Below are 20,543 nucleotides of genomic sequence, written 5' to 3'. Positions count from 1 at the left end.
GCCGGGGGCCGGCGGGATGGGCGATCACATGCGCTCCGGAGCGGAGACACCGAGGATGTCAAGGCCATTCGCGATCACCTGACGGGTGGCCTGGCAGAGCGCCAGGCGCGCACCGTGCAGCTCGTTGGGTGCCTCGTCGCCCTGCGGCAGCACACGGCAGGAGTCGTAGAACCGGTGGTAGTCACCGGCCAGGTCCTCGAGGTATCGCGAGACGCGGTGCGGTTCTCGCAGTGCCGCAGCCGTTTTGAGCACGCGCGGGAATTCGCCGATGTTGCGGATCAGCGTACCTTCCTTGTCGTGGTTGAGCAGTTGCAGGTTCTCGGTGCTGGGAACGACACCCAGTTCGGCGGCGTTGCGGTCCAGCGCCGACAGCCGCGCGTGCGCGTATTGCACGTAGTAGACCGGGTTTTCGTTGGACGCCGACGACCACAGCTCGAGGTCGATGTCGATCGGGCTGTCAACCGAGGACCGGATCAACGAATAGCGGGCGGCGTCGACGCCGATCGCCTCGACCAGGTCATCGAGGGTGATCACCGTGCCGGCCCGCTTGCTCATCCGGACAGGCTGGCCCTCGCGCACCAGATTGACCATCTGACCGATGAGCACCTCGACCGTGGCCGGGTCCTCGCCCAGCGCGGCCGCCACCGCCTTGAGCCGGGCGATGTAACCGTGGTGATCGGCGCCGAGCATGTAGATGCACAGGTCGAATCCACGCTCGCGCTTGTCCAGGTAGTAGGCGATGTCGGCGGCGACATAGGCAGGCGCGCCGTCGCTCTTGATGACGACGCGGTCCTTGTCGTCGCCGTAGTCGGTGGTGCGCAACCAGGTTGCGCCGTCCTTCTCGTAGATACTGCCCGCATTGCGGAGCCGGGCGATGGCCTGCTCGACCCGTCCGGACGTGTGCATCGAGTCTTCGTGGGTGTAGACGTCGAAGTCGGTGCCGAAGTCGTGCAAGGACTGCTTGATGTGGGCGAACATCAGATCCACGCCGATGGCGCGGAAGGTCTCGCGCATATCGTCTTCGGGCAGGCCCAGCGCGTCGGGCTCCTTGGCGAGCACCAGCGCGGCGATGTCCTTGATGTAATCGCCCGCGTAGCCGTCCTCGGGCGCCGGTTCGCCCTTCGCCGCGGCGATCAGGGAGCTGGTGAACCGGTCGATCTGGGCACCGTGGTCATTGAAGTAGTACTCGCGGGTGACCGCGGCGCCCTGGGTCGACAGCAGCCGGCCGAGCGCGTCGCCGACGGCCGCCCAGCGGGTGCCGCCGATGTGGATCGGCCCGGTGGGGTTGGCGGATACGAACTCGAGGTTGACGTTGCGTCCTGCGAGCGCCTCGGAGTGACCGTAGGCCGCGCCGGCTGTGAGGACGTCGGTGACGATGACGTTCTGCGCCGACGCCTCCAGGCGCAGGTTCACGAAGCCGGGGCCGGCAACGTCCGCAGCGGAAATCCCTGCGGTGTCGGCTAGAGCCTCGGCCAGCCAGCCGGCCAGTTCCCGCGGGTTGACGCCGACCTTCTTGCCCAGTTGAAGGGCGAGGTTGGTGGCATAGTCGCCGTGCTCGGGATTGCGCGGGCGTTCGACGGTGACGGTCTCCGGCAGCGCTGACGCGTCGAGCCCATGCTGGGCCAGCACCGCGGCAGCGGTGGACTTGAGCAGGTCGGCCAGGTCGGCGGGGGTCACGGGGGTCCATCCTATGGTCTCGGGTGGTCAGGCCCCGAATCCGTTTCCGATGAGCTGAATGCGTTAGGCTGTGCAGGCCCATCGGCGCTGTTTCTCACGCGCCCCCGTAGCTCAGGGGATAGAGCGTCTGCCTCCGGAGCAGAAGGCCGCAGGTTCGAATCCTGCCGGGGGCACCACTCCGCGAACAAACTGGTGCGACGGTTTACTCGCAGGCCAATTCGAGTCGCTCGAGGCGGCGCACGAGGAGGCTCGGCAGCCACCGCCCAATCTCAGCTACCTCGATCTTCGACGTCCGTTCAAGGAGTTGACCGAGCACGATCCGGGCCTCCAATCGAGCGAGCGCCGCCCCGACGCAGAAGTGCGCGCCCTTGCCGAATGCGATGTGGTTCTTCCCGGTCGGCCGGTCGAGTCGGAATTCGTCGGGATCGTCGAAGTGCGAAGGATCGCGGTTGGCCGCGCCCCATAACAGTAGAAGGCGCGAATCCGCAGGAAGCTCGACACCACACAGGGTGGTGTCGTGGACGACGTGACGATAATGGCCCCGAAACGGCGGCTCGTATCTCAATACCTCTTCAAGAAACGCACCCAGCAACTCCGGGTGATCGCGCACCTGCTCTTGGATATCTGGACGAGTCGCCAAAACCCAGGCCGCGGAACCGATTAACGATGCCGTGGATTCGCCTCCCGCGCTGAACAAGATGATCATCATCGCCTGCGCGGTCAGCTCTTCCAGCTCACCCGATGCACACGCGATGGCCAGGTCGCCGAGCAAGTTGTCCTGCGGGTCGGCGGCAGCCTGTCGAAATTGATCGGTGATGTATCCCGCGAGTTCCATCACCGCGACGCCAGCAGCGGCGAGTTGATCTTGGCTGACAAGCCCTTCCACCACCTGGGTCGCCGAATATCCCCATCGCACGAGGTTGTCGATGTCGGCGTCCGGGACACCGATGATGCGACCCACGATCATCATTGGCAGTCGATTCGCCATGGCGCTCATCCATTCGATGCGCCCATCTCGCACGTTGGCATTCCAGAGCAACTCGGCCGTTTCAGCGATGAACGGTTCGAAGGCAGCAATACGTTTGGCCGCCAGCTGCGGCAGCAACGCTTTCCTGTGCACCACGTGCGCGGGCTCGTCGGCGGTGGCCAACACATGGCTCTTTCCGCCTAATCCCTCCATCTCGAAGGTGCCGACCTCGCCACCAGGCTGATACGTCATCGTCGCGGTCAAATTCGAGGAGAAGTCCTCGGGTCGAGCGATGGCGTCGTTGACCGCGTCCCAACTGCACACCGCGTAGAACCCAGAATCGCCGATCCGATGCACCGGCGCCGTGGACAACATCCGTCGGTAGAGAGCGTAGGGGTCCTGTAGCCACTCATCGTCGAACAACTCGATGCCAAGCCGCGTCATTGCTCCACGCTGATCGGAGTCGTCTGCGCACGTCAACCGTCTTCGCACAAGTTGAAATCCCCGCTCGGCCGGCCGGGCGACATCCGTCGCACGCTGCACTCCGTACCTGCACCAACTCTGAGATTAACCGTCTACTTCGTCTCAACCTTGAGACGATTGACCTTCTACATTCGAGAGGAAGATCATCGTGGCCCGAGACGATTGGCTCCTTGGAGGCGAGCGCCGTACGGCAGCGGCAGACCGCATCTATGCCGCGGCGACCGACCTCGTCTTGCGGGATGGCCTAGACGCCCTCGACATGGATGCCCTGGCCGCGCGAGTGCACTGTTCACGGGCGACCATCTACCGCTACGCCGGAGGCAAAGCACAGATCCGCGACGCCGTTCTAATCCGCCTGGCGGCCCATATCGTCGACTCGGTGCGACGCGCCGTGAACAACTTGAGTGGCGCGGAGCGAGTGGTAACGGCAATAACAGTCGCCCTCGAACACATGCGATCAGACCCGATGCGCCAGATGATGGTCGGGTTGAGCGCTGGTGGTGATCTGACAGGGCTCCCCTCCTCGCCGGTGCTGGGCCGTCTCGCCGCGGACCTCGCCGGCATCACGCACGACGACCCCCAGGCAGCTCAATGGATCGTCCGCGTCGTCATGTCGCTGGCGGTCTGGCCGATCGGCGACACCGAGGTGGAACGCCAGATGGTGGAGCGCTTCGTCGCACCAGCATTCAACTGACGAGTCCGGACCACCGGAAGTGCGCCCGTTCCCGATCGTCGTCGGCCCACCCGGGTTCCCCGCGCCGGTGATGACGTTGAGCCGCGGACGTGTCCGTCGTCCCGAGTCCTCGGCCGGAGGAATGTTCAGATTTTCCGCGACATCTGCCACCGCGGCGGTGGCGTTCGATACGACCGGTGCCGGGGCGGCGGCAGGGCGCTCGGAAGGGCTGGGACCGGTGGCGGCGACGCAGGTGCCGCAGGCGGAAGCGGCTTGCTCACCTCTTCGACCGGCTGTGACACCTGCGCGAACAGCTCGTTCAACGCGACCATCTGCTGCGCCAACTCATTTGCGGCGCAGGGAGGATTATCGGCCGAACGGTTCAGATCGGCAGGCTCGTACCGGTTTCCTTCTCGGCGAACTCCCAGAGCCTTCTGGCGTCGTCGTAATCGCATGCGACGGCGCCCCGGCCGCTCAACGTCGGCGCACCCTTCAAGCCGTACCTGCTGTCGATGCCGACATAACTGCCGGGAGGAATCGGTTCGGTGATGCAGTACAGCGTCGGCGCCGCGCCCGCGTCGAGATCGTTGGCGAGCACCCGCGCCGCCACCTTCACCACGGCGTGAAACGCTGCCATCGCGGGCTTTTCCGAGACGTTCGACAGATTGGACGCAACCCAGCCGGGGTGGGTCAGGAAGCTGGTGATCGGCGAGCCCGCCTCGCGCAACCGACGATCGAGTTCGAGTCCCCACAGCATCACGGCCAGCTTCGAGCGGGCGTACGCCGGGAACGCCGACCATCTGCTGGAGCGCAGATGCGGGTCGGCGAGGTTGATGCTGGCCGACTTGTGAGCATCCGAGCCCACGTTGATGATCTTCGACCGCACGCGCTCGAAGAGCAGGTTAGTCAACGCGAACGGTCCCAGGAAGTTGGTGCCGAGTGTGGTTTCGAACCCGTCCACGGTTTCGCCTCGGTTCTGCGCGACGAGGCCCGCGTTGTTGATGAGGATGTCGACGTCGCCGTCGAGCAGGTCGGGGAAGGCGCGCACCGACGACTGGTCGGCCAGGTCGAGTTTGACCACCGTCGTGTCGCCGCCCATCTCGGCGGCCCGTTGTGCACCCAACTCGAGGTTGCGCACCGCGAGGATCACATGTGCGCCAGCGCCGACCAGCGCCCGCGTCGTCGCCAGGCCGACGCCGTTGGTGGCCCCCGTGACGATGATCCGCTTTCCGCTCAGATTGCCGAGCCGGCTCGGCGACCAATTCGTAGCCACCGCATGAGGTTAGCGACGGGGCCTACGCGCGTGATCGTTGACACCACACATCGGTGCTGGTTGTCTACTCGCCGATGAGCAACTCCGCGCGCGAGATCGAAAATCTCGTCTACGCCTACGCCGATCGGATCGACGCCGGCGATTTCGACGGTGTCGGCGCACTGTTCACGCACGGCCGGATCCACGGCGTCGAGAACGGGCCGCCAGAAACGGTTTTCGAGGGCGCGACCCGGGTGCGGCAGATGTTCGAGATGGCGGTGCGCCTCTACGACGACGGCACTCCCAAGACCAAGCACCTCACTACCAACGTGACGGTTCGCGTCGACGAAGACGCCGGGACGGGCCACGGCAGCGCCTACTACTGCGTCACGCAGTCCACACCCGAACTACCTCTGCAGGTCATCGTGACCGGCCGTTACCGCGACACTTTCCACCGCGTCGACGGCACCTGGTGGTTCGAAAGTCGCACCATGTTCATCGACCAGGTCGGCGACACCAGTCACCACCTGAAGTTCTAGGCGGGGACGCCCCGGATTACCTCCACCACTTCCAGGGCTTGTCCCAGTGTCCTGGCGGCGGCACGCCGGGGATGTGGGCGATATGCCCCGGTGGCACCTTCGGGACATGGACATGCACTGGCGGCGGTCCCGGAATGTGGACATGGCCGGGTCCTGGCGGATCCCAGCGCCAGTCGTCGGCGGCGGCCTGGCTCGCCCCGAGGCCGGCAGAGGCGACTCCCAGAGCACCGGCCAACACGGCTCCGGCCGCAAACCTCTTGAATCCTGTCATCGTCATCGTGATTTCCTTTCGGCGATCTGCCCCCGCCGCTGCTATGGACGCTCGGTATTGCTGTCCAACACGACGCGACCCTCACGACTTCCCCGACGGCTCCATATTGCCACTGCGGTGGGTACGACCGCCAACCGCCCTACGGCTTGAATTCGTTGACGACGTCGGCAATTTTGCGCACCTGGTCGACGTCCGAACTCGTTGGGATCAGATGAATTTCGTCGGTGCCGATGTCCTCGAACCGACGCAAGACGTCGAGCAGTTCCCGTTCAGTGCCCGCCCAACCGGTCATGGGCGCCATCGCATTGACCACGTCGGCGGGAATCCAGTTCATGTAGCGCCGCAGATGGCGATGCACCTGCTCGCGCGGTTGGTCGCCCTCGCCGATCGCGAACCAGAACGACGTCGCAAGGTGCGGTGCAGGCTTGCCGGCCTCGGCCCAGGCGCCGCGCGCGACGTCGAACAGTTCGTTCTGCCGGTCGACATCGAGATCGAGCGTCGTGCCTGCCAGCCCATCCGCCCATGAAGCCGCGCTGCGCACCGTCTTCGGCCCGATCGTGCCGACCAACAGTCGAGGCCCGCCGGATTGCACCGGCGTCGGCCCGACCGGGAGGACGGATTCGGTGACCTTCTCCCCCGCCCAGACCCTCCGCATCACCGCGACGCGATCGGCCATCCCCCGCATGGTCTGGCTTGCCGGGTCGGCGCGGACCGCGCGGTAGTCCTCTTCCCTGCCGCCCACACCGAAACCGACCGTCAACCGTCCACCGCAGAGCATGTCGCCGGTGGCCAGCGCTTTGGCCAGCATCACGGGGTCGTGCAGTTGCGGGACCACGACGGTGGTCACCAGACGGACCCGATCGGTCCACGCGGCGACCGCGCCGAGCAGCGTCAGCGAGTGCGGATTGTCGAACGCGATGCGCTCGCCCCAGCACAGCGACGAGAAGGGTCCGCCGTCGATCACCCGAGCCCACGTCTGGAGTGTCTCGGCATCAAGGTCGGCTTCCATGACAGGCAGCGTCATCCCGATTTGCACGACGGTGATTCTGGCACGGCTGGCAGCATGAGGGTCATGGCGATCACCACCGCGTCCATCGCGCACCTCCGGCTGACGGTCACCGACATCGAACGGTCCCGGGAGTTCTACGAGTCGGTGTTCGGCTGGCGGGTGTTCATCGAGCTACCGGAGGGCGCCGACGCGGCGACCCGTGAGGCGTTGGGCTTTCTGTACGGCGGCGTCATCTACGACCTCGGTGGTGTCCTGGTGGCACTGCGGCCCGTGGGCGACGATCGCTTCGACGAGAACCGCACGGGCCTCGACCACGTCGCGTTCCGCCTGACCAGCAAGGACGAACTCGATTCCGCGGAGGCCCATCTCGACAAACTCTGCATCGCCCATGAACCGATCAAGGACATCGGCCCGATGTACATCCTCGAGTTCCGCGATCCGGACAACATCGCGCTGGAGTTGAGCGCCCCAAAGTGATCCGTTAAGTGAGCCTGCTCATGATGTCGGCCACCGAACCCGGCGCGGCGTCACGGAAGCCGGTTCCCGCCCACACGTTGACACCGTGCGGATCGCCGGCGCGCACGGCCGCCGCGCGCAGTGGGCTGGTCAGGTAGTGCACCTCGGGGTAGCCCAACGGCGCCTGGCCTTCGTGGTCGTCGACGAACCGGTTCCGCAGACCACGCGCGTAACGGCCCGAGAACGCCTTCGTGACAACGGTTTCGGTGAATGCGCGGTCCTGCAACGCGGCGCGGTGCACGGCGCTGCTGCCCGATTCCTCCGCGAGCAGAAATGCGGTCCCGAGTTGTGCAGCCACCGCGCCCGCACGTCGCACCCGCGCGACGTCGTCGGCGCTCATGAGGCCTCCCGCGGCGACGACTGGCACGTCAACGCTTGCGACCACCGCTTCCAACAACTCGTCCAGCGGAAGGTCCGACGGCTGCGCGGTCGGGTCGAAGGTGCCGCGATGGCCACCCGCCCCGGGGCCCTGCACGGCGACCGCATCCACGCCGCGGGCCACCGCCTGCTGCGCTTCGCGGAGCGTGGTCACGGTGCCGACGGTGGTGATGCCGGCCGCGCGCAACCGCTGTATCTCCTCGGCGCTGGGCAGACCGAAGGTGAACGACGCCACCGCGGGCTTGAGGTCGAGCAGGACATCGATCTTGGCCGCCCAGGCGTCGTCGTCGGACCGGGGCTCACCGAGCGTGGCGCCGTACCGTTCGGCGTCACGGGTGAGCGCCTGCGCATAACGCGCGATCGTCTCGGGATCGGCCGCGCTGGGCTGCGATGCGAACAGATTGGCACCCACCGGGCCGGTTGTCAGCCGCTGTGTCGCACTGAGGCGTTCGCCGAACGCCTCGGCGGTCAGGTAACCGGCGGCGACGAAACCCAAGCCGCCCGCATTGGTTCCCGCGGCGGCGAGTTGCGGCGTGGAGGGGCCGCCCGCCATCGGGGCCACGATGACGGGATGCTCAAGGTCCCTGAAGTCGACCGTCACGCGTCCATCGTGCATCGTTGTCGGCGCGCCATCGCGGTGGTTGACTGAATCGGTATGGCCATCACGTTCAACCACACCATCGTGGCGTCGAAAGACCGCGAGGAATCGGCCCGGTTCTTCACCGATTTGTTCGGGTTGCCCCCCGCCAAAGAGTTCGGTCATTTTCTGGTCGTGGACCTGGCGCACGACGCCAGCCTCGATTACGCCCAAGTCGGCCCGGACGAGGACATCCGTCCGCAGCACTACGCATTCCTGGTGTCCGAAGACGAGTTCTCCGATATCTACGACCGCGTCCTGGCGCGAGGCCTGCAGCACTGGGCAGATCCGCGGGGCATGCGCCCCGGCGAGATCAACCACAATGACGGCGGTCGCGGTGTCTACTTCCAGGACCCAGCGGGCCACTATCTCGAGATCATCACCCGGCCCTACGGATACGGCGCGAACTGACCCGCGACGACGCCACTAGTTCAGCGAGTGTCCGCGCTTGGTCTCCTGATCGCGGTAGTCGTCGGCGAGCTTGCGGACGTGCTTGGGCAGCGCATCGGCGGCCACGTCGGCGATGCTCGTCTGCTCGAGCACCGAGCGCATGCTCGCGCGCAGTGCACGCCAGACGTCGGTCAGCGGCGTCGTCGGGCCCGTATAGGGCAGGTCTCCCAGGCCGATGTCACGAACGCTGGCCAGCGGACCGTCGATGCAGCGCAGCACATCGGCGATGCTGATGTCTTTCGCTGGGCGGGCCAACTCGTAGCCGCCTTCGCGGCCGCGGTGGCTGCGCACGAGTCGGTCGGTGCGCAAGGCGGACAGGATGTCGACGAGGAACTGCGGAGGAATGCCCTGCGCCTTGGCCAGGTCGTCGGTGGTGACGAGGACACCGGTGTCGGCAGTGGCGAGTTGCACCATCGCGCGGACGGCGTACTCCGCTTTGGCCGACATACGCATGAACCCAGTCAATCACGCGTGACCGCGAGCACCGCCTCGGCGAGCTCGGGCCGGCACACCACCAAGTCGGGCAGTAGCGGATCGCGCCGGTTGTAAGACAGCGGCGAACCGTCGATTCGTGAGGTGTGCAGCCCGGCGGCGCGGGCGACGGCGACCGGGGCTGCCGAGTCCCACTCGTACTGGCCTCCCGCATGCACATAGACATCCGAGCGTCCCTGCACGACGGAAGCGACCTTCGCTCCGGCCGAACCCATCTCGACCAGCGTGCCGCCCAGCGCGTCGCGCACCGCGAGCGCGATGGCCGGGGGCCGCGTGCGGGACACGACGATCCGCGGGGTCTCGGGTTGCGGCGGGGGCGGCGTGACCGTCGGGGTGGCCAGCGTCGTGCCCTGCGCCGGAAGCGCTACGGCCCCTGCTACCAATCCCCCTGCCTGCCAAAGCGCAACGTGCACCGCCCAGTCGTCGCGTCCGAGTTCGGAGAATTCCCGGGTGCCGTCGAGAGGGTCGACGATCCAGACACGTTCGGCGGTCAGGCGCACCGGGTCGTCGGCGCCCTCTTCCGACAGCACTGCGTCGTCTGGCCGCTCCGTCGCCAGCGCCTCGATCAGGAAGTCGTGGGAGCGCTTGTCCCCGGCGGCCTTTCGCTCAGCTGCGGTCGCGCCGGCGAGCTCGTCCCGGACGTCGAGCAGAAGCTTTCCGGCCGCCGTGGCCAGCCGAGCCGCGAGATCATGATCGCTCACTGCCGACTTTCCAGCAGCTCGATAACCATCTGAGCCAGGTCCTCGGGATCGCGTTCGGGCGTCAGGCGCAGGTCAGGATCCTTCGGCCGCTGGTAGGGGCTGTCGATACCGGTGAAGTGGGTGATCTCACCGGCACGAGCCTTGGCGTACAGGCCCTTCGGATCGCGTCGCTCACAGTCCTCCAGCGGGGTGTCGCAGAAGACCTCGAAGAAGTCGAGTCCGGCCTCGGTGGTGACCCTTCGGGCCAGGGCCCGGTGCTCCTCGAGTGGGCTGATCGCGGGCACCAGCACAACCTGTCCGGAGTCAGCGAGGATCGCCGCGACGTGGGCCAACCTGCGCTGGTTCTCGGCGCGGTCGGCCATCGAGAAACCGAGGTCGGCGTTGAGACCGTGGCGCAGGTTGTCACCGTCGAGAACGTAGGCGGGAACACCTTTTTCGATCAGCTTCTGCTCGACGAGCATCGCCACCGACGACTTGCCGGAGCCCGACAGGCCGGTGAACCACACGGTCCTGCCCTTGCTCAGCCGGTCCTCGGCCTTGCACAGCGACTCATGCCGGACGGTGTTGGGGCTCGAGGTGCGGGCGGTCACCTGCGGCAGGATCATGCCGGCGGCGACCGTGCCGTTGGTGTTCGGGTCGATCAGGATGAACGAGCCGGTGGTGGCGTTGCGGCTGTACTCGTCAAGCAGCAGCGGCTTTTGTGTGCGCAGCGAGATGCGGCCCAGCTCATTGAGTTTGAGCGCGGTCACTTCCTTGTCCCGGTGCAGCGTGTTGACGTCGAGGCGGTAGTCCAGCGCCGTGACCCGCGTCCGCGTGGTGCGGGTGGTGTGCTTGATGACGTAGTCGCGGCCGGGTTCCAGCGCGGAACCGTCGGCCATCCAGCAGACGGTGGCATCGAACTCCTGCGCCACCCGCGGCTGGTTGTTCGGCCGCGCGATGAGATCGCCGCGCGAGATGTCGATGTCGTCGGTGAGGCTGATCGCCACCGCCATCGGAGGAAAGGCCTCATCGATCGGACCGCTGGGCCCCTCGATCGCCGCGATCCGTGACGTCAGGCCCGCGGGAAGCACGACGACCTCGTCGCCGACCTTCATCACGCCGCCGGCGACGGTGCCCGCATAGCTGCGGTGGTCGTGATGTTCCAGGGATTGCGGGCGGATCACGTACTGAACGGGAAACCGCACGTCGACGAGGTTGCGGTCGCCGGCGATGTAGACCTCTTCGAGGTGGTTCAGCAGCGGCGGACCTTCGTACCACGGGGTTTTGTCGGATTTGGTGACGACGTTGTCGCCGTTGAGCGCCGACAGTGGAATCGTCGTCACGTCGTGGATGTCCAGGCGGGCGGCGAAGTCATGAAAGTCGTCGCGGATCTTCTCGAAACGCTCTCTGTCCCAATCGATCAGGTCCATCTTGTTTACCGCGAGCACGATGTGCCGAATACCGAGCAGCGAAGCGAGGAACGCGTGGCGCCGCGACTGCTCGAGCAACCCGTGGCGCGCGTCGACCAGGACGATCGCCAATTGCGCGGTGGACGTACCGGTCACCATGTTGCGGGTGTACTGGATGTGGCCCGGGGTGTCGGCGATGATGAATTTGCGCTTGGGCGTTGCGAAGTAACGGTAGGCAACGTCGATCGTGATACCTTGCTCACGCTCGGCCCGCAGGCCGTCTGTCACCAGCGCCAGGTCCGTGTAGCCGTGACCGCGTTCCTTGGAAGTCCGCTCGACAGAGGCCAATTGGTCTTCCATGACGGCCTTGGAGTCGAACAGAAGCCGGCCGATGAGGGTCGACTTGCCGTCGTCGACGGAACCCGCGGTGGCGATCCGCAGCAGCGTCGCGGCGGGCCGGGTGGTGGGCCGCTCGGTGGTGCGAGTCATCAGAAGTAGCCCTCTCGCTTGCGGTCTTCCATACCGGCCTCGGAGATGCGGTCGTCGGCGCGGGTGGCGCCGCGTTCGGTGAGCCGCGAGACCGCCGTCTCGGCGATGACCTCGGAAACCGTTGCGGCGTGCGACTCCACGCAGCCGGTGCAGGTGACGTCGCCGACGGTGCGGAATCGGACGGTCTTCTCGACGATCTCCTCGTCCTTGCGGGGCTGCAGGTACTTGTGTACGGCCAGCAGCATGCCGTCGCGCTCGAACACCTTGCGGCGATGGGCGTAGTAGATCGACGGAAGCTTGATCTTCTCGGCGCCGATGTAGGACCAGATGTCGAATTCGGTCCAATTCGACAGCGGGAACACGCGGATGTGCTCGCCCTTGTGGTGGCGGCCGTTGTAGAGGTTCCACAGCTCGGGCCGCTGGGCCTTCGGATCCCATTGGCCGAACTCGTCGCGGAAGGAGAACACCCGCTCCTTGGCGCGTGCCTTCTCCTCGTCGCGGCGGGCGCCGCCGAACGCGGCATCGAACTTGTTCTCGCGGATCGCGCGCAGCAAGGTCACCGTCTGCAGTGGGTTGCGTGACGGGATCGTCTCGACCACGCGGCCGGCGTCGATGTCGTCTTGCACCTTGGCCACGACCAGCCGAACGCCGAACTCCTCGACGAGCTCATCGCGGGTCTGCAGCACCTCGTCGAAGTTGTGTCCGGTATCGACGTGCATTACCGGGAACGGCAGCCGGCCCGGGCGGAACGCCTTGAGCGCCAGATGCAGCATCACGATGGAGTCTTTTCCGCCGGAGAACAGCAGCACGGGCCGCTCGAACTCGGCGGCGACCTCACGGATGATGTGGATGGCTTCGGCTTCCAGGGACCGCAGATGGCTGAGCTCGTAGCGCCCCGCGTTGAGCTGTTCGCTCGTGGTCGTCATCATTTCCTCGTAAAGTGGGTAGGAATGACCATATTTATGACCATTACCCGATATTAGACACCGTTGCCGCCCGGAGTGTCAACGCGACCGGGCGCTGCCCCGTTCTCCCTCGCGCCTCCCCCTCGTGCCTCCCCTTCGTCGCGCGAGCGTGCGTGTTTGCGCAGAACACGCCGCCAAAATTCGACAGTTGGCCGCGCTCAAGGGGCCGCGAGCGTGCGCTCCACACTTACCCGCGAGGTAATTGCTTCGGCGCGCCCAGTGCCGATACTCGACCCATGACCACCACTTCCCCGCCCCGGACAGGTGCCGATGTCATGGCGCAGTTCATCCCGCAGTCCCCGTTCGTCGCCAAACTCGGCATCGTCGCCGAGCGACTCGACGGCGACGAAGTCCGGTTGCGACTGCCGTGGGATGAATCGAACGTGACCGTCGGCGACATGGTGCACGGCGGCGCGATTGCGGCGTTGGCGGACGTCGCGGTGATGGCCGCCGCGTGGTCGCAGGCCGCGGTGCCGGAGTCGCTGCGCGGGGTCACCACGTCGATGTCGATGCAGTTCCTGGCTCCCGCTCGCGCGTGTGATCTGGTGGCGATCGGGCGGGTGCTGCGGCGAGGCAAGACGTTGGTGAACTGCGAGGTCGACGTCATGACCGCCGACGGTGATGCCGTGGCGAAGGCGATCGCGACCTACAAGGTCGGTTAACGGGCGCTCGCGGGCCACGAGCGTGCGCAAAGTGCCGCAATTCCGCGGCGTGTCGTGTGCAGACGCGCCCGCTCGCGGGAAAGGACAAGGAGCTACAGGGTGACTTCCGTGAGGCGGCCTGTCGCGACGTCGAAGATGAAGCCGCGCAACGACTCGTGTTTGGTGACGAACGGGCTCGCCTCGATCCGCCGCAGTGACTGCCGCACGTCCACTTCGAGGTCGATGAACGATTCTGCGGCCCACTCGGGCTTGATGCCGATCTCGTCCTGGATCTGCTGTTTGAAGCCGTCATCTGTGAAGGTCAGCATGCCGCAGTCGGTGTGGTGGATCAGGATGATCTCTTTGGTGCCGAGCAGCCGCTGGCTGATCGCCAGCGAGCGGATCTCGTCGTCGGTGATGACGCCGCCGGCGTTGCGGATGACGTGCGCCTCGCCGTCGCCCAGACCGAGAATCCGGTAGACGTCGAGCCGGGCGTCCATGCACGCCACCACCGCGACGTGCTTGCTCGGCGGCAACGGCAGCGGACCGGAGAACGTCTTGGCGTACTCCTCGTTGTTCTTCAGATACTCGTCGGTCACGGACATGGGGTCGACCCTATAACCGCCCACGCCCTGACGGAGCGAAGAAAATCAAGCAGATCAGATAATGGACGAGCGTGCTGCGCCGATCATCTGACGATCGGCTCGAACAGGTCGTAGACCGTTGCGCCGCCGACGTCGATCGGGGTGAAGTTCTGCTGCACCCATGTCGCGATCGCGGAGGCTTCGCCGTGGTTTCGGCGAGGAGGACCGCCGTGGCCGCCGGCGATGAAGTAGTGCACCTCCCGGTGCGCGACGTACGCCTGGAACTGCTCGAGCGTCGGCGAGTCGTCCGATCCCGTGAACCCTCCGATCGCCATCACCGACGCGCCGGTCTTCAACTCGAGGCTGCTCGCGGTCATCGACCCGACGGTCGCCGCCGCCCAGCGGGTCGACGCCTCCCTCACGATGTTCTCGAGCGCGGGATTGTCCGCGGCTGCGCCGAACCGGCCGGGGCCGTCGGGGGGCGCGTGCCGGTCGGGCCCGTCCCCGTCGAAACCGCTCACTCCGACGGACGGACCGGCGACGACCATCGGACCACCGTGCGCGTTGGCCACCGTCGCCAACGTGTACGCGGTCGGACCGGCCAGCCCCAACATCGCCGCGGTGACCGCCAACACGGTCGTCGCGCGGCCGAGCCGGTGGGCGCCGACCGCGAGTATCGAAGCCACGACCACCGAACCCACCAACACGACCCAGCGCACCGCCGGCCACCAGTCCGGCGTCCGGTCGAGCAGGATGAACGCCCACACGCCGGTTGCTGCCGACATGATCGCCATCACGACCCGCGGGGCAGGAAAGCGCCTGCCACGCCACAACTCTCGAACCGAGATCCCCAACAGTGCTGCCACGGCCGGCGCCAGCGCGACGGTGTAGTACGGGTGGATGGTGCCGTCCATGAAGCTGAACACCGCGCCGGTCACCAGGACCCAGCCGCCCCACATCAGGAGCGCGGCACGCACACCGGCCGTCCGCGGTGTCCGGCGGGTGAACCACAATCCCGCGACCAGACCGATCAACGCGGCGGGCAACAGCCACGACGCCTGCGTGCCCATCGAGTCGCCGAACATCCGGCCGATACCGGGCTCGCCGCCGAAGAACAGGGGCCGTACACCGCCGGGCCCGCCCGGGCCGGGGCCCATGCCGCCCCCGGGCCCGCCACCGCCGGCGATTCGCTCAATTCCGTTGTAGCCCAATGCCAGCTGTAGCAGGCTGTTGTCGGTGGAGCCGCCGATGTAAGGCCGCGAACCGGCCGGCCACAGTTCGACCAGGGCGATGAACCACCCGGCGGAGTAGACCATCGCGGCCGCACCCGCAGCCAACGAGCCGATGCGCCGCCACATCCCGACGGGGGCGGCGACCAGGAACGCCAGTGCCAGGCCGGGTACGACGAGAAAGGCCTGCAACAACTTCGTCAGGAACGCGAACCCGAGAGCACAACCCGCCAGCATCATCCAGCGGGTGCTCGCCGTCTCGGTCGCCCGCAGCACGCAGTATGCGGCGACCACCATCAGCAGCACCAGCAGCGCGTCGGGATTGTTGAAGCGGAACATCAGCGCCGCGACGGGTGTGAGTGCCAGTGCGGCGCCAGCGATCAGGCCCGCAGCGGGGCCGCTGACGCGACGGACCGCCGCGTAGAGCACCGCAACGGAGCCGACGCCCATCACCGCTTGCGGGAGCAGCATGGTGAACGCGTTGAAGCCGAACAGCCTGCCGGACAACGCCATAACCCACAGGGAGGCCGGCGGTTTGTCGACGGTGATGGCATTGCCGGCATCGTGGGAGCCGAACAGCCACGCCGTGAAGTTCTGTGTGCCGGCTTGCGCCGCCGCCGCGTAATAGTCGTTGGCCCAGCCGTTCGAACCGAGGCCCCACAGATACAGCACCGCGGTCGCCAGCAACAGTGCGGCCAGGGCCGGACGGGTCCAGCGGGCATCGACTCGTTCGTCCTTTGCACCGGGCGCCGACGCCGCAAGCCGAAGTTCGTCTGTGACGATCATGGTGTGATTCCCTTGCTCTGCATGTGATTTCGAGATCTCCGGGGATGGAAAACCCAGCCGCGCAACAGCACGAACCGCGCCACGGTGGCCGCCAGGTTGGCCAGCACCAGCACGGTCAGCTCCACCAGGTGATACGGATGGGCGACCAGCAGGTGCAAGACCGCGAGTGAGCCGCTGGTGATTGTGAGGGCGATCGCGAACACGATCAGCCCCTCAACGTGATGCCGCGTCGCGTTGGCGAAACCGCCGATTCCGAAGGTGAACCGGCGGTTCGCGGCGGTGTTGGCCACGGCGGTGGTCAGCAGCGCGATCAGGTTCGCCGCCTGTGCTCCCACCCATCCGTGCATGAGCATGAACAGCGCGACGTAGGCCGCGGTGGAGACGACGCCGACGGCGCCGAAGCGTACGACCTGGCGGAACAGCGAACCGGGAGCCGCGGCCTTCGCCGGTGCCAGCTGTGCGGCGATGTCGTGCACCGGGATCGATCCATTGGCGAATCCGCGCAACAAGCGTCCAATTCCCTTCAGGTCGGCGGCAGCCGTGGCGATGATGTCGACGCGGCTGTCCGGGTCGTCGACCCAGTCGACCGGTACCTCGTGGATGCGCAGGCCGCTCCGTTCGGCCAGCACCAACAGTTCGGTGTCGAAGAACCAGCCGGTGTCGGCGACATGCGGCAACAGCAGCCGGGCCACGTCGGAGCGGATGGCCTTGAAGCCGCATTGCGCGTCGGAAAACCGGGCCGCGAGCGTCGACTTCAAGATGAGGTTGTAGCAGCGCGAGATGACTTCGCGCTTGGCGCCACGCACGACCCGCGCGCCGTGGCTCAGCCGCGTCCCGATCGCCAGATCCGAATGTCCGGAAATCAGTGGGGCCACCAGCGGTGCGAGCGCGGTGAGATCGGTCGACAGGTCGACGTCCATATAGGCGAGCACCGGCGCGTCGGATTCCGACCACACGGTGTGCAACGCCCGGCCGCGGCCCTTCTGCTCGAGCCGCACCACCCGCACATCGCTCAGTTCGGCGGCCAGTTCGGCCGCCACGCGCGGGGTGTTGTCGCAGCTGGCGTTGTCGGCAATGGTGATCCGGGAGGGGAACGGGAAGTCCTCACGCAGGTGCCGGTGCAGCCGGCGCACCGACTCAGCCAGGTCGTCCTGTTCGTTGTACACCGGGACCACGACGTCGAGAACCGGCACGTCTGCCGCGCGGGCCGCCGCCGCAGCGTTGGGCCGATACTCGAAACGCAGGCGCTCGAGGGCGATGTCTGTCACGACGTCCATGGTCGAGGCGCGTGTTGTGTCCCCGATTGGCCGAACCTGTGTCTGAGCTATGAGTTGCTCCGCCGGGTGAGGTCGTAGATGTCCACGCCGTCGACGGTCATCGGCGAGTAGTGGGTCGTGACGTATTCGGTGATCTCAGCCGATTTCGACTCCTGCTCAACGCGTGGCGACCGAACATCCTGCGCCGCAGCGGAATAGGGCGTTCGCCCACCCGCTCACGGAGATGCTCCAGATCCTGTCTTGGGCCCGCTGTGTGCCGGCTGTGAATCGGGAAGGGTGACCATGAAGCGTGTGTCGCCAGGGGCGCTGTGCACATCGATGGTGCCGCGGTGCGCCCTGACGACGGCCGCGACGATCGCCAGGCCCAGGCCCGTGCTGCCACCGCGGCGCGATCGCGACGAGTCGCCGCGGGCGAACCTCTCGAATATCTCGGGCTGCAACCAGGTTGGGATGCCGGGGCCGTCGTCGGCCACGGTCAACACCACGCTCCCGTCCGACTCGACGCTCAGCGACGTCGTGACGGAGGTGCCGGGCGGAGTGTGGATGCGGGCGTTGGCGAGCAGGTTCCCCAGCACTTGATGCAGCCGCGCTTGGTCACCGACCGCCATCACCGGCTCCTCGGGAAGATCCAACGTCCATTGGTGTTGCGGCCCGGCGATATGTGCGTCGCTGACCGCGTCGACGATCAGGCGCGACAGGTCAACCGGCTGCTGCTCGAGCGGACGGCCGGTGTCGAGACGCGCCAACAGCAGCATGTCCTCGACGAGCTGCGTCATGCGGGCCGTCTCCGATTCCACGCGGTTCATAGCGTGGGCGACGTCGTCGGGTACGTCATCGCGTTTGCGTTGTGCCAGTTCGGTATAGCCGCGGACGGCCGCCAGCGGGGTGCGGAGCTCATGGCTGGCGTCGGCGACGAACTGGCGGATCCGGGTCTCGCTGGCGTGCCTCGCGGACAGCGCGGACGCGATCCGATCGAGCATTCGGTTCAATGCGGAGCCCAGCTGGCCGATCTCGGTGTGCGCGCTCGCCGGATCCACCTTGACGATCGGGGTGGGCAGCTGCACTTCACCGCGTTCCAGTTCGAGGTCGGCCACCTGTCGGGCCGCATCGGAAACCCTTGCCAGCGGCGCGAGTTGACGTCGGATGATCAGTATTCCGGCAGTGGTCGCCCCGACCAGCGCCGTGGCGCCGACCACGCAGAAGATGATGGCGACGGTCAGCAGCGTGTCGTCGACGTCGGACAGCGGCAGGCCGGTCACGATCGCCTCACCGGCGCGATGCACGTGAAGGGCGAGCACCCGGTAACGGCCGAGCCCGTCGACGTCGACGGTCGTCGGCGCGCCGTCGGTGACCTGCGCCAGCTGTTGCGCCGCAGTGGAACTGATCTCGCTTCGTGTGCCGTCGGCGGTGATGACCCCGGCATCGACCGGGGTGCCGTGCAAAACCACCGCGCCCACCGTCCCAGCGGCCTGACCCGGCGCGTTGAGGAAGGCGGGTCCGGGTCCCTGCTCACCGCGGATGATCATGCGGTCACGGAAACCTGGCCGCGCAAAACCGGGAGGCGGGGGTGGACCGAATTCGAACAGGCCCGCCGAACGCCGTCCCGTCTCCAGAAGTCGTTCGTCGAGCTGATTCGTCAGAAAGTGCTGCAGCGCAAGCACCGTGCCCACCCCGACGGCGGCGCACACCAGCGCGAGGAGCACGACCTGGGACGCGAGGAGCCGGGCGCGCAACGACCACGTCCGCGGTGAGCGGATCCGCGTCGACGGCCCGTGTCCGGCTCCGGCCGGCCCGTCAGCGCGCGGGCTTGAGGACATACCCGGCACCACGCAGGGTGTGAATCATCGGCTCTCGCCCGCTGTCGATTTTCTTTCTCAGATACGAGACGTACAACTCGACGATGTTGGACCGGCCTCCGAAGTCGTAACTCCATACGCGGTCGAGGATCTGCGCCTTGCTCAGCACGCGTTTCGGATTGCGCATCATGAACCGGAGCAGCTCGAACTCGGTTGCGGTCAACGTGATCAGCTCACCGCCGCGCGTCACCTCGTGGCTGTCCTCGTCGAGGACGAGGTCACCGACCACGATCTTCGCGCCGTCGGGTTCTGTGGCAACGCCGGTGCGCCGCAGCAGCGCCCGTAGACGCAGGACCACTTCCTCGATGCTGAACGGTTTGGTGACGTAATCGTCCCCGCCGGCGGTCAACCCCGCGATGCGATCCTCCACCGAGTCCTTGGCGGTCAACAGCAGCAGCGGTAACCCGGGGATCTGCTCGCGCAATCTGCGCAGCACGTCCAGGCCGCTCATATCCGGCAGCATCACGTCGAGCACCACGACGTCGGGTGGGGTTTCGCGCGCCGAGGCGATGGCCGAAGCGCCGTCGGCGGCGGTCGTGATGTCCCAGCCCTCGTACCGCAAGGCCATCGACATCAGCTCGGCGAGTACCGGCTCGTCGTCGACAACCAGTACGTGTATCGGTGTGCCGTCAGCGCGGCGCATGACGACCCGGCCTGGGTCCTGCTCGCTCACGCCGAGGCTCGCCACGGCTCCATTATCGCGGCCGACATGGTCGGCGGCTGTGTGCTTCCTATGTGCCGGCTGTGAAACGGCGGAATTCGGTTAGCCGGTCGGCGCCGGTTCGGCGGTCACAGGAGGCGTGGCCACCGACGTCGTGGGGGTCTCCGGCGCAGCGGAATCGATGCTCGTCTCGCCGGTCGTGATCTCCGACGTCGTCACCGGTCCTGGGGTCACGGGCGGTTCGTCGTCCTGAGCGGCCGTGGTGGACGCGACCGAGAAGGCGCCCATGGCGAGCAGGGCGCTGGTCCCGGCTGCTGCCGAGAGAAGCTTGAGCTGTTTCGTGTTCACTTTCGACCTCTTCGTTGGTCCCGTGGGGCGCGCTCGCTGTCGCGGCCCGTCTAGCAGCGCAAACAGGATTCGACGTCGAACCCTTGGGTGCTGGATAACCGAACGGGAGGCCGGCGAAACGGGCCGGTCACACGGCCCCACGTGCTGGGCGGCCGCTCACCTCTTCACGGCAAACGGCGCAGGGCCCTTGATGGTCGGCTCCGCCCTGCCCACGCCGGGCGCCTCGGACGGTGTGGTCTGAGTGTCCGTTACGCCGACGGTCATCCTCGGAATC

At 66.8% G+C, this 20,543-nt stretch carries 20 protein-coding genes, 1 tRNA gene and 1 pseudogene; 6 read left to right on the top strand and 16 right to left on the bottom strand.

The window, feature by feature from the left end:
- Nucleotides 1-24: 24 nt before the first annotated feature.
- Nucleotides 25-1,677 (bottom strand): arginine--tRNA ligase, encoded by a 1,653-nt coding sequence (gene argS / locus AAHH99_RS17590; protein ID WP_418769875.1) that lies wholly within the window; start codon nucleotides 1,675-1,677, stop codon nucleotides 25-27.
- Nucleotides 1,678-1,777: 100 nt separating this feature from the next.
- Here argS and AAHH99_RS17585 point away from each other — a divergent pair.
- Nucleotides 1,778-1,853 (top strand) — tRNA-Arg (locus AAHH99_RS17585).
- A 26-nt stretch (nucleotides 1,854-1,879) separates the two neighbouring features.
- Here the strand turns inward: AAHH99_RS17585 and AAHH99_RS17580 are convergent.
- On the bottom strand, nucleotides 1,880-3,088 hold the full coding sequence (locus AAHH99_RS17580) for a cytochrome P450 (protein ID WP_418769874.1): 1,209 nt from the start codon (nucleotides 3,086-3,088) through the stop codon (nucleotides 1,880-1,882).
- 187 nt (nucleotides 3,089-3,275) lie between these two features.
- Here AAHH99_RS17580 and AAHH99_RS17575 point away from each other — a divergent pair, with 187 nt between their 5' ends.
- Nucleotides 3,276-3,821 carry a TetR/AcrR family transcriptional regulator gene (locus AAHH99_RS17575; protein WP_418769873.1) on the top strand — a complete coding sequence of 182 codons (546 nt, stop codon included), beginning with the start codon at nucleotides 3,276-3,278 and terminating at the stop codon, nucleotides 3,819-3,821.
- Between the two features lie 361 nt (nucleotides 3,822-4,182).
- Here the strand turns inward: AAHH99_RS17575 and AAHH99_RS17570 are convergent, their stop codons facing one another.
- Nucleotides 4,183-5,073 (bottom strand): SDR family NAD(P)-dependent oxidoreductase, encoded by an 891-nt coding sequence (locus AAHH99_RS17570; protein WP_418769872.1) that lies wholly within the window; start codon nucleotides 5,071-5,073, stop codon nucleotides 4,183-4,185.
- 74 nt (nucleotides 5,074-5,147) lie between these two features.
- On the opposite strand from AAHH99_RS17570, the gene AAHH99_RS17565 reads away from it, so the two are divergent.
- Nucleotides 5,148-5,591: a nuclear transport factor 2 family protein gene (locus tag AAHH99_RS17565; RefSeq protein ID WP_418769871.1), complete on the top strand. Its 444-nt coding sequence runs from the start codon at nucleotides 5,148-5,150 to the stop codon at nucleotides 5,589-5,591.
- A gap of 16 nt (nucleotides 5,592-5,607) precedes the next feature.
- Here AAHH99_RS17565 and AAHH99_RS17560 read toward each other — a convergent pair whose 3' ends face one another.
- Both AAHH99_RS17560 and AAHH99_RS17555 read right to left on the bottom strand, forming a co-directional pair.
- Nucleotides 5,608-5,868 (bottom strand): hypothetical protein, encoded by a 261-nt coding sequence (locus AAHH99_RS17560; protein WP_233151508.1) that lies wholly within the window; start codon nucleotides 5,866-5,868, stop codon nucleotides 5,608-5,610.
- A 133-nt stretch (nucleotides 5,869-6,001) separates the two neighbouring features.
- Nucleotides 6,002-6,886 carry an LLM class flavin-dependent oxidoreductase gene (locus AAHH99_RS17555; RefSeq protein WP_418769909.1) on the bottom strand — a complete coding sequence of 295 codons (885 nt, stop codon included), beginning with the start codon at nucleotides 6,884-6,886 and terminating at the stop codon, nucleotides 6,002-6,004.
- A 48-nt stretch (nucleotides 6,887-6,934) separates the two neighbouring features.
- On the opposite strand from AAHH99_RS17555, the gene AAHH99_RS17550 reads away from it, so the two are divergent.
- Nucleotides 6,935-7,348, top strand: coding sequence for a VOC family protein (locus tag AAHH99_RS17550; protein WP_094289532.1), 414 nt, complete (start codon nucleotides 6,935-6,937; stop codon nucleotides 7,346-7,348).
- Between the two features lie 4 nt (nucleotides 7,349-7,352).
- Here AAHH99_RS17550 and AAHH99_RS17545 read toward each other — a convergent pair whose 3' ends face one another.
- Entirely contained in the window at nucleotides 7,353-8,381 is a 1,029-nt protein-coding gene (locus AAHH99_RS17545; protein ID WP_418769870.1) for a nitronate monooxygenase, read from the bottom strand.
- A 39-nt stretch (nucleotides 8,382-8,420) separates the two neighbouring features.
- Here AAHH99_RS17545 and AAHH99_RS17540 point away from each other — a divergent pair, with 39 nt between their 5' ends.
- A complete protein-coding gene (locus AAHH99_RS17540; protein WP_418769869.1) occupies nucleotides 8,421-8,813 on the top strand; it encodes a VOC family protein in 393 nt (130 codons plus the stop codon).
- A 15-nt stretch (nucleotides 8,814-8,828) separates the two neighbouring features.
- Here AAHH99_RS17540 and AAHH99_RS17535 read toward each other — a convergent pair whose 3' ends face one another.
- The 4 genes and pseudogenes from AAHH99_RS17535 to cysD form a co-directional block, all read right to left on the bottom strand.
- The gene (locus tag AAHH99_RS17535; protein ID WP_064425764.1) at nucleotides 8,829-9,305 is read right to left on the bottom strand and encodes an Rrf2 family transcriptional regulator; all 477 of its coding nucleotides are present in this window, start codon (nucleotides 9,303-9,305) and stop codon (nucleotides 8,829-8,831) included.
- Nucleotides 9,306-9,313: 8 nt separating this feature from the next.
- Nucleotides 9,314-10,045, bottom strand: a complete 732-nt coding sequence (locus tag AAHH99_RS17530) for a 3'(2'),5'-bisphosphate nucleotidase CysQ (protein WP_418769868.1) — start codon at nucleotides 10,043-10,045, stop codon at nucleotides 9,314-9,316.
- Nucleotides 10,042-11,922 carry a sulfate adenylyltransferase subunit CysN gene (gene cysN / locus AAHH99_RS17525; RefSeq protein ID WP_418769867.1) on the bottom strand — a complete coding sequence of 627 codons (1,881 nt, stop codon included), beginning with the start codon at nucleotides 11,920-11,922 and terminating at the stop codon, nucleotides 10,042-10,044. The genes AAHH99_RS17530 and cysN overlap by 4 nt, the downstream gene beginning before the upstream one ends.
- Nucleotides 11,922-12,892, bottom strand: a pseudogene (gene cysD / locus AAHH99_RS17520) (sulfate adenylyltransferase subunit CysD). The gene cysN and the pseudogene cysD overlap by 1 nt, the downstream one beginning before the upstream one ends.
- Nucleotides 12,893-13,123: 231 nt before the next feature.
- Between cysD and AAHH99_RS17515 the strand changes: the two are divergent.
- A complete protein-coding gene (locus tag AAHH99_RS17515) occupies nucleotides 13,124-13,549 on the top strand; it encodes a PaaI family thioesterase (RefSeq protein WP_418769866.1) in 426 nt (141 codons plus the stop codon).
- A 92-nt stretch (nucleotides 13,550-13,641) separates the two neighbouring features.
- On the opposite strand, the gene AAHH99_RS17510 is transcribed toward AAHH99_RS17515, so the two are convergent.
- The 6 genes from AAHH99_RS17510 to AAHH99_RS17485 all read right to left on the bottom strand — a co-directional run bounded on the left by AAHH99_RS17510 (nucleotide 13,642) and on the right by AAHH99_RS17485 (nucleotide 20,269).
- Nucleotides 13,642-14,133 carry a beta-class carbonic anhydrase gene (locus AAHH99_RS17510; protein ID WP_064423409.1) on the bottom strand — a complete coding sequence of 164 codons (492 nt, stop codon included), beginning with the start codon at nucleotides 14,131-14,133 and terminating at the stop codon, nucleotides 13,642-13,644.
- 83 nt (nucleotides 14,134-14,216) lie between these two features.
- Nucleotides 14,217-16,127: an ArnT family glycosyltransferase gene (locus AAHH99_RS17505; protein ID WP_418769865.1), complete on the bottom strand. Its 1,911-nt coding sequence runs from the start codon at nucleotides 16,125-16,127 to the stop codon at nucleotides 14,217-14,219.
- A complete protein-coding gene (locus tag AAHH99_RS17500) occupies nucleotides 16,124-17,404 on the bottom strand; it encodes a glycosyltransferase (protein ID WP_418769864.1) in 1,281 nt (426 codons plus the stop codon). Before AAHH99_RS17500 ends, AAHH99_RS17505 begins: the two co-directional genes overlap by 4 nt.
- Nucleotides 17,405-17,619: 215 nt before the next feature.
- Nucleotides 17,620-19,221, bottom strand: coding sequence for an ATP-binding protein (locus AAHH99_RS17495; RefSeq protein WP_418769863.1), 1,602 nt, complete (start codon nucleotides 19,219-19,221; stop codon nucleotides 17,620-17,622).
- Nucleotides 19,199-19,903 carry a response regulator transcription factor gene (locus AAHH99_RS17490; RefSeq protein ID WP_418769908.1) on the bottom strand — a complete coding sequence of 235 codons (705 nt, stop codon included), beginning with the start codon at nucleotides 19,901-19,903 and terminating at the stop codon, nucleotides 19,199-19,201. Before AAHH99_RS17490 ends, AAHH99_RS17495 begins: the two co-directional genes overlap by 23 nt.
- A gap of 120 nt (nucleotides 19,904-20,023) precedes the next feature.
- The gene (locus AAHH99_RS17485; RefSeq protein ID WP_064418708.1) at nucleotides 20,024-20,269 is read right to left on the bottom strand and encodes a hypothetical protein; all 246 of its coding nucleotides are present in this window, start codon (nucleotides 20,267-20,269) and stop codon (nucleotides 20,024-20,026) included.
- Nucleotides 20,270-20,543: the final 274 nt, after the last annotated feature.

The organism is Mycobacterium neumannii (assembly GCF_048452905.1).
Classification (GTDB): Bacteria; Actinomycetota; Actinomycetes; order Mycobacteriales; family Mycobacteriaceae; genus Mycobacterium; species Mycobacterium neumannii_B.
This window is presented reverse-complemented; position numbering and strand designations above follow the sequence as displayed.

Bases quoted from the DNA above. Each gene is read 5' to 3' on its own strand.
- cysN (WP_418769867.1), bottom strand. From the start codon at position 11,922: ATGACTCGCACCACCGAGCGGCCCACCACCCGGCCCGCCGCGACGCTG.
- AAHH99_RS17515 (WP_418769866.1), top strand. From the start codon at position 13,124: ATGACCACCACTTCCCCGCCCCGGACAGGTGCCGATGTCATGGCGCAG.
- AAHH99_RS17535 (WP_064425764.1), bottom strand. From the start codon at position 9,305: ATGCGTATGTCGGCCAAAGCGGAGTACGCCGTCCGCGCGATGGTGCAA.
- AAHH99_RS17500 (WP_418769864.1), bottom strand. From the start codon at position 17,404: ATGGACGTCGTGACAGACATCGCCCTCGAGCGCCTGCGTTTCGAGTAT.
- AAHH99_RS17510 (WP_064423409.1), bottom strand. From the start codon at position 14,133: ATGTCCGTGACCGACGAGTATCTGAAGAACAACGAGGAGTACGCCAAG.
- AAHH99_RS17550 (WP_094289532.1), top strand. From the start codon at position 6,935: ATGGCGATCACCACCGCGTCCATCGCGCACCTCCGGCTGACGGTCACC.
- AAHH99_RS17555 (WP_418769909.1), bottom strand. From the start codon at position 6,886: ATGACGCTGCCTGTCATGGAAGCCGACCTTGATGCCGAGACACTCCAG.
- AAHH99_RS17505 (WP_418769865.1), bottom strand. From the start codon at position 16,127: ATGATCGTCACAGACGAACTTCGGCTTGCGGCGTCGGCGCCCGGTGCA.
- AAHH99_RS17490 (WP_418769908.1), bottom strand. From the start codon at position 19,903: ATGCGCCGCGCTGACGGCACACCGATACACGTACTGGTTGTCGACGAC.
- AAHH99_RS17545 (WP_418769870.1), bottom strand. From the start codon at position 8,381: ATGCACGATGGACGCGTGACGGTCGACTTCAGGGACCTTGAGCATCCC.
- AAHH99_RS17560 (WP_233151508.1), bottom strand. From the start codon at position 5,868: ATGACGATGACAGGATTCAAGAGGTTTGCGGCCGGAGCCGTGTTGGCC.
- AAHH99_RS17495 (WP_418769863.1), bottom strand. From the start codon at position 19,221: ATGTCCTCAAGCCCGCGCGCTGACGGGCCGGCCGGAGCCGGACACGGG.
- AAHH99_RS17580 (WP_418769874.1), bottom strand. From the start codon at position 3,088: ATGACGCGGCTTGGCATCGAGTTGTTCGACGATGAGTGGCTACAGGAC.
- AAHH99_RS17565 (WP_418769871.1), top strand. From the start codon at position 5,148: ATGAGCAACTCCGCGCGCGAGATCGAAAATCTCGTCTACGCCTACGCC.
- AAHH99_RS17540 (WP_418769869.1), top strand. From the start codon at position 8,421: ATGGCCATCACGTTCAACCACACCATCGTGGCGTCGAAAGACCGCGAG.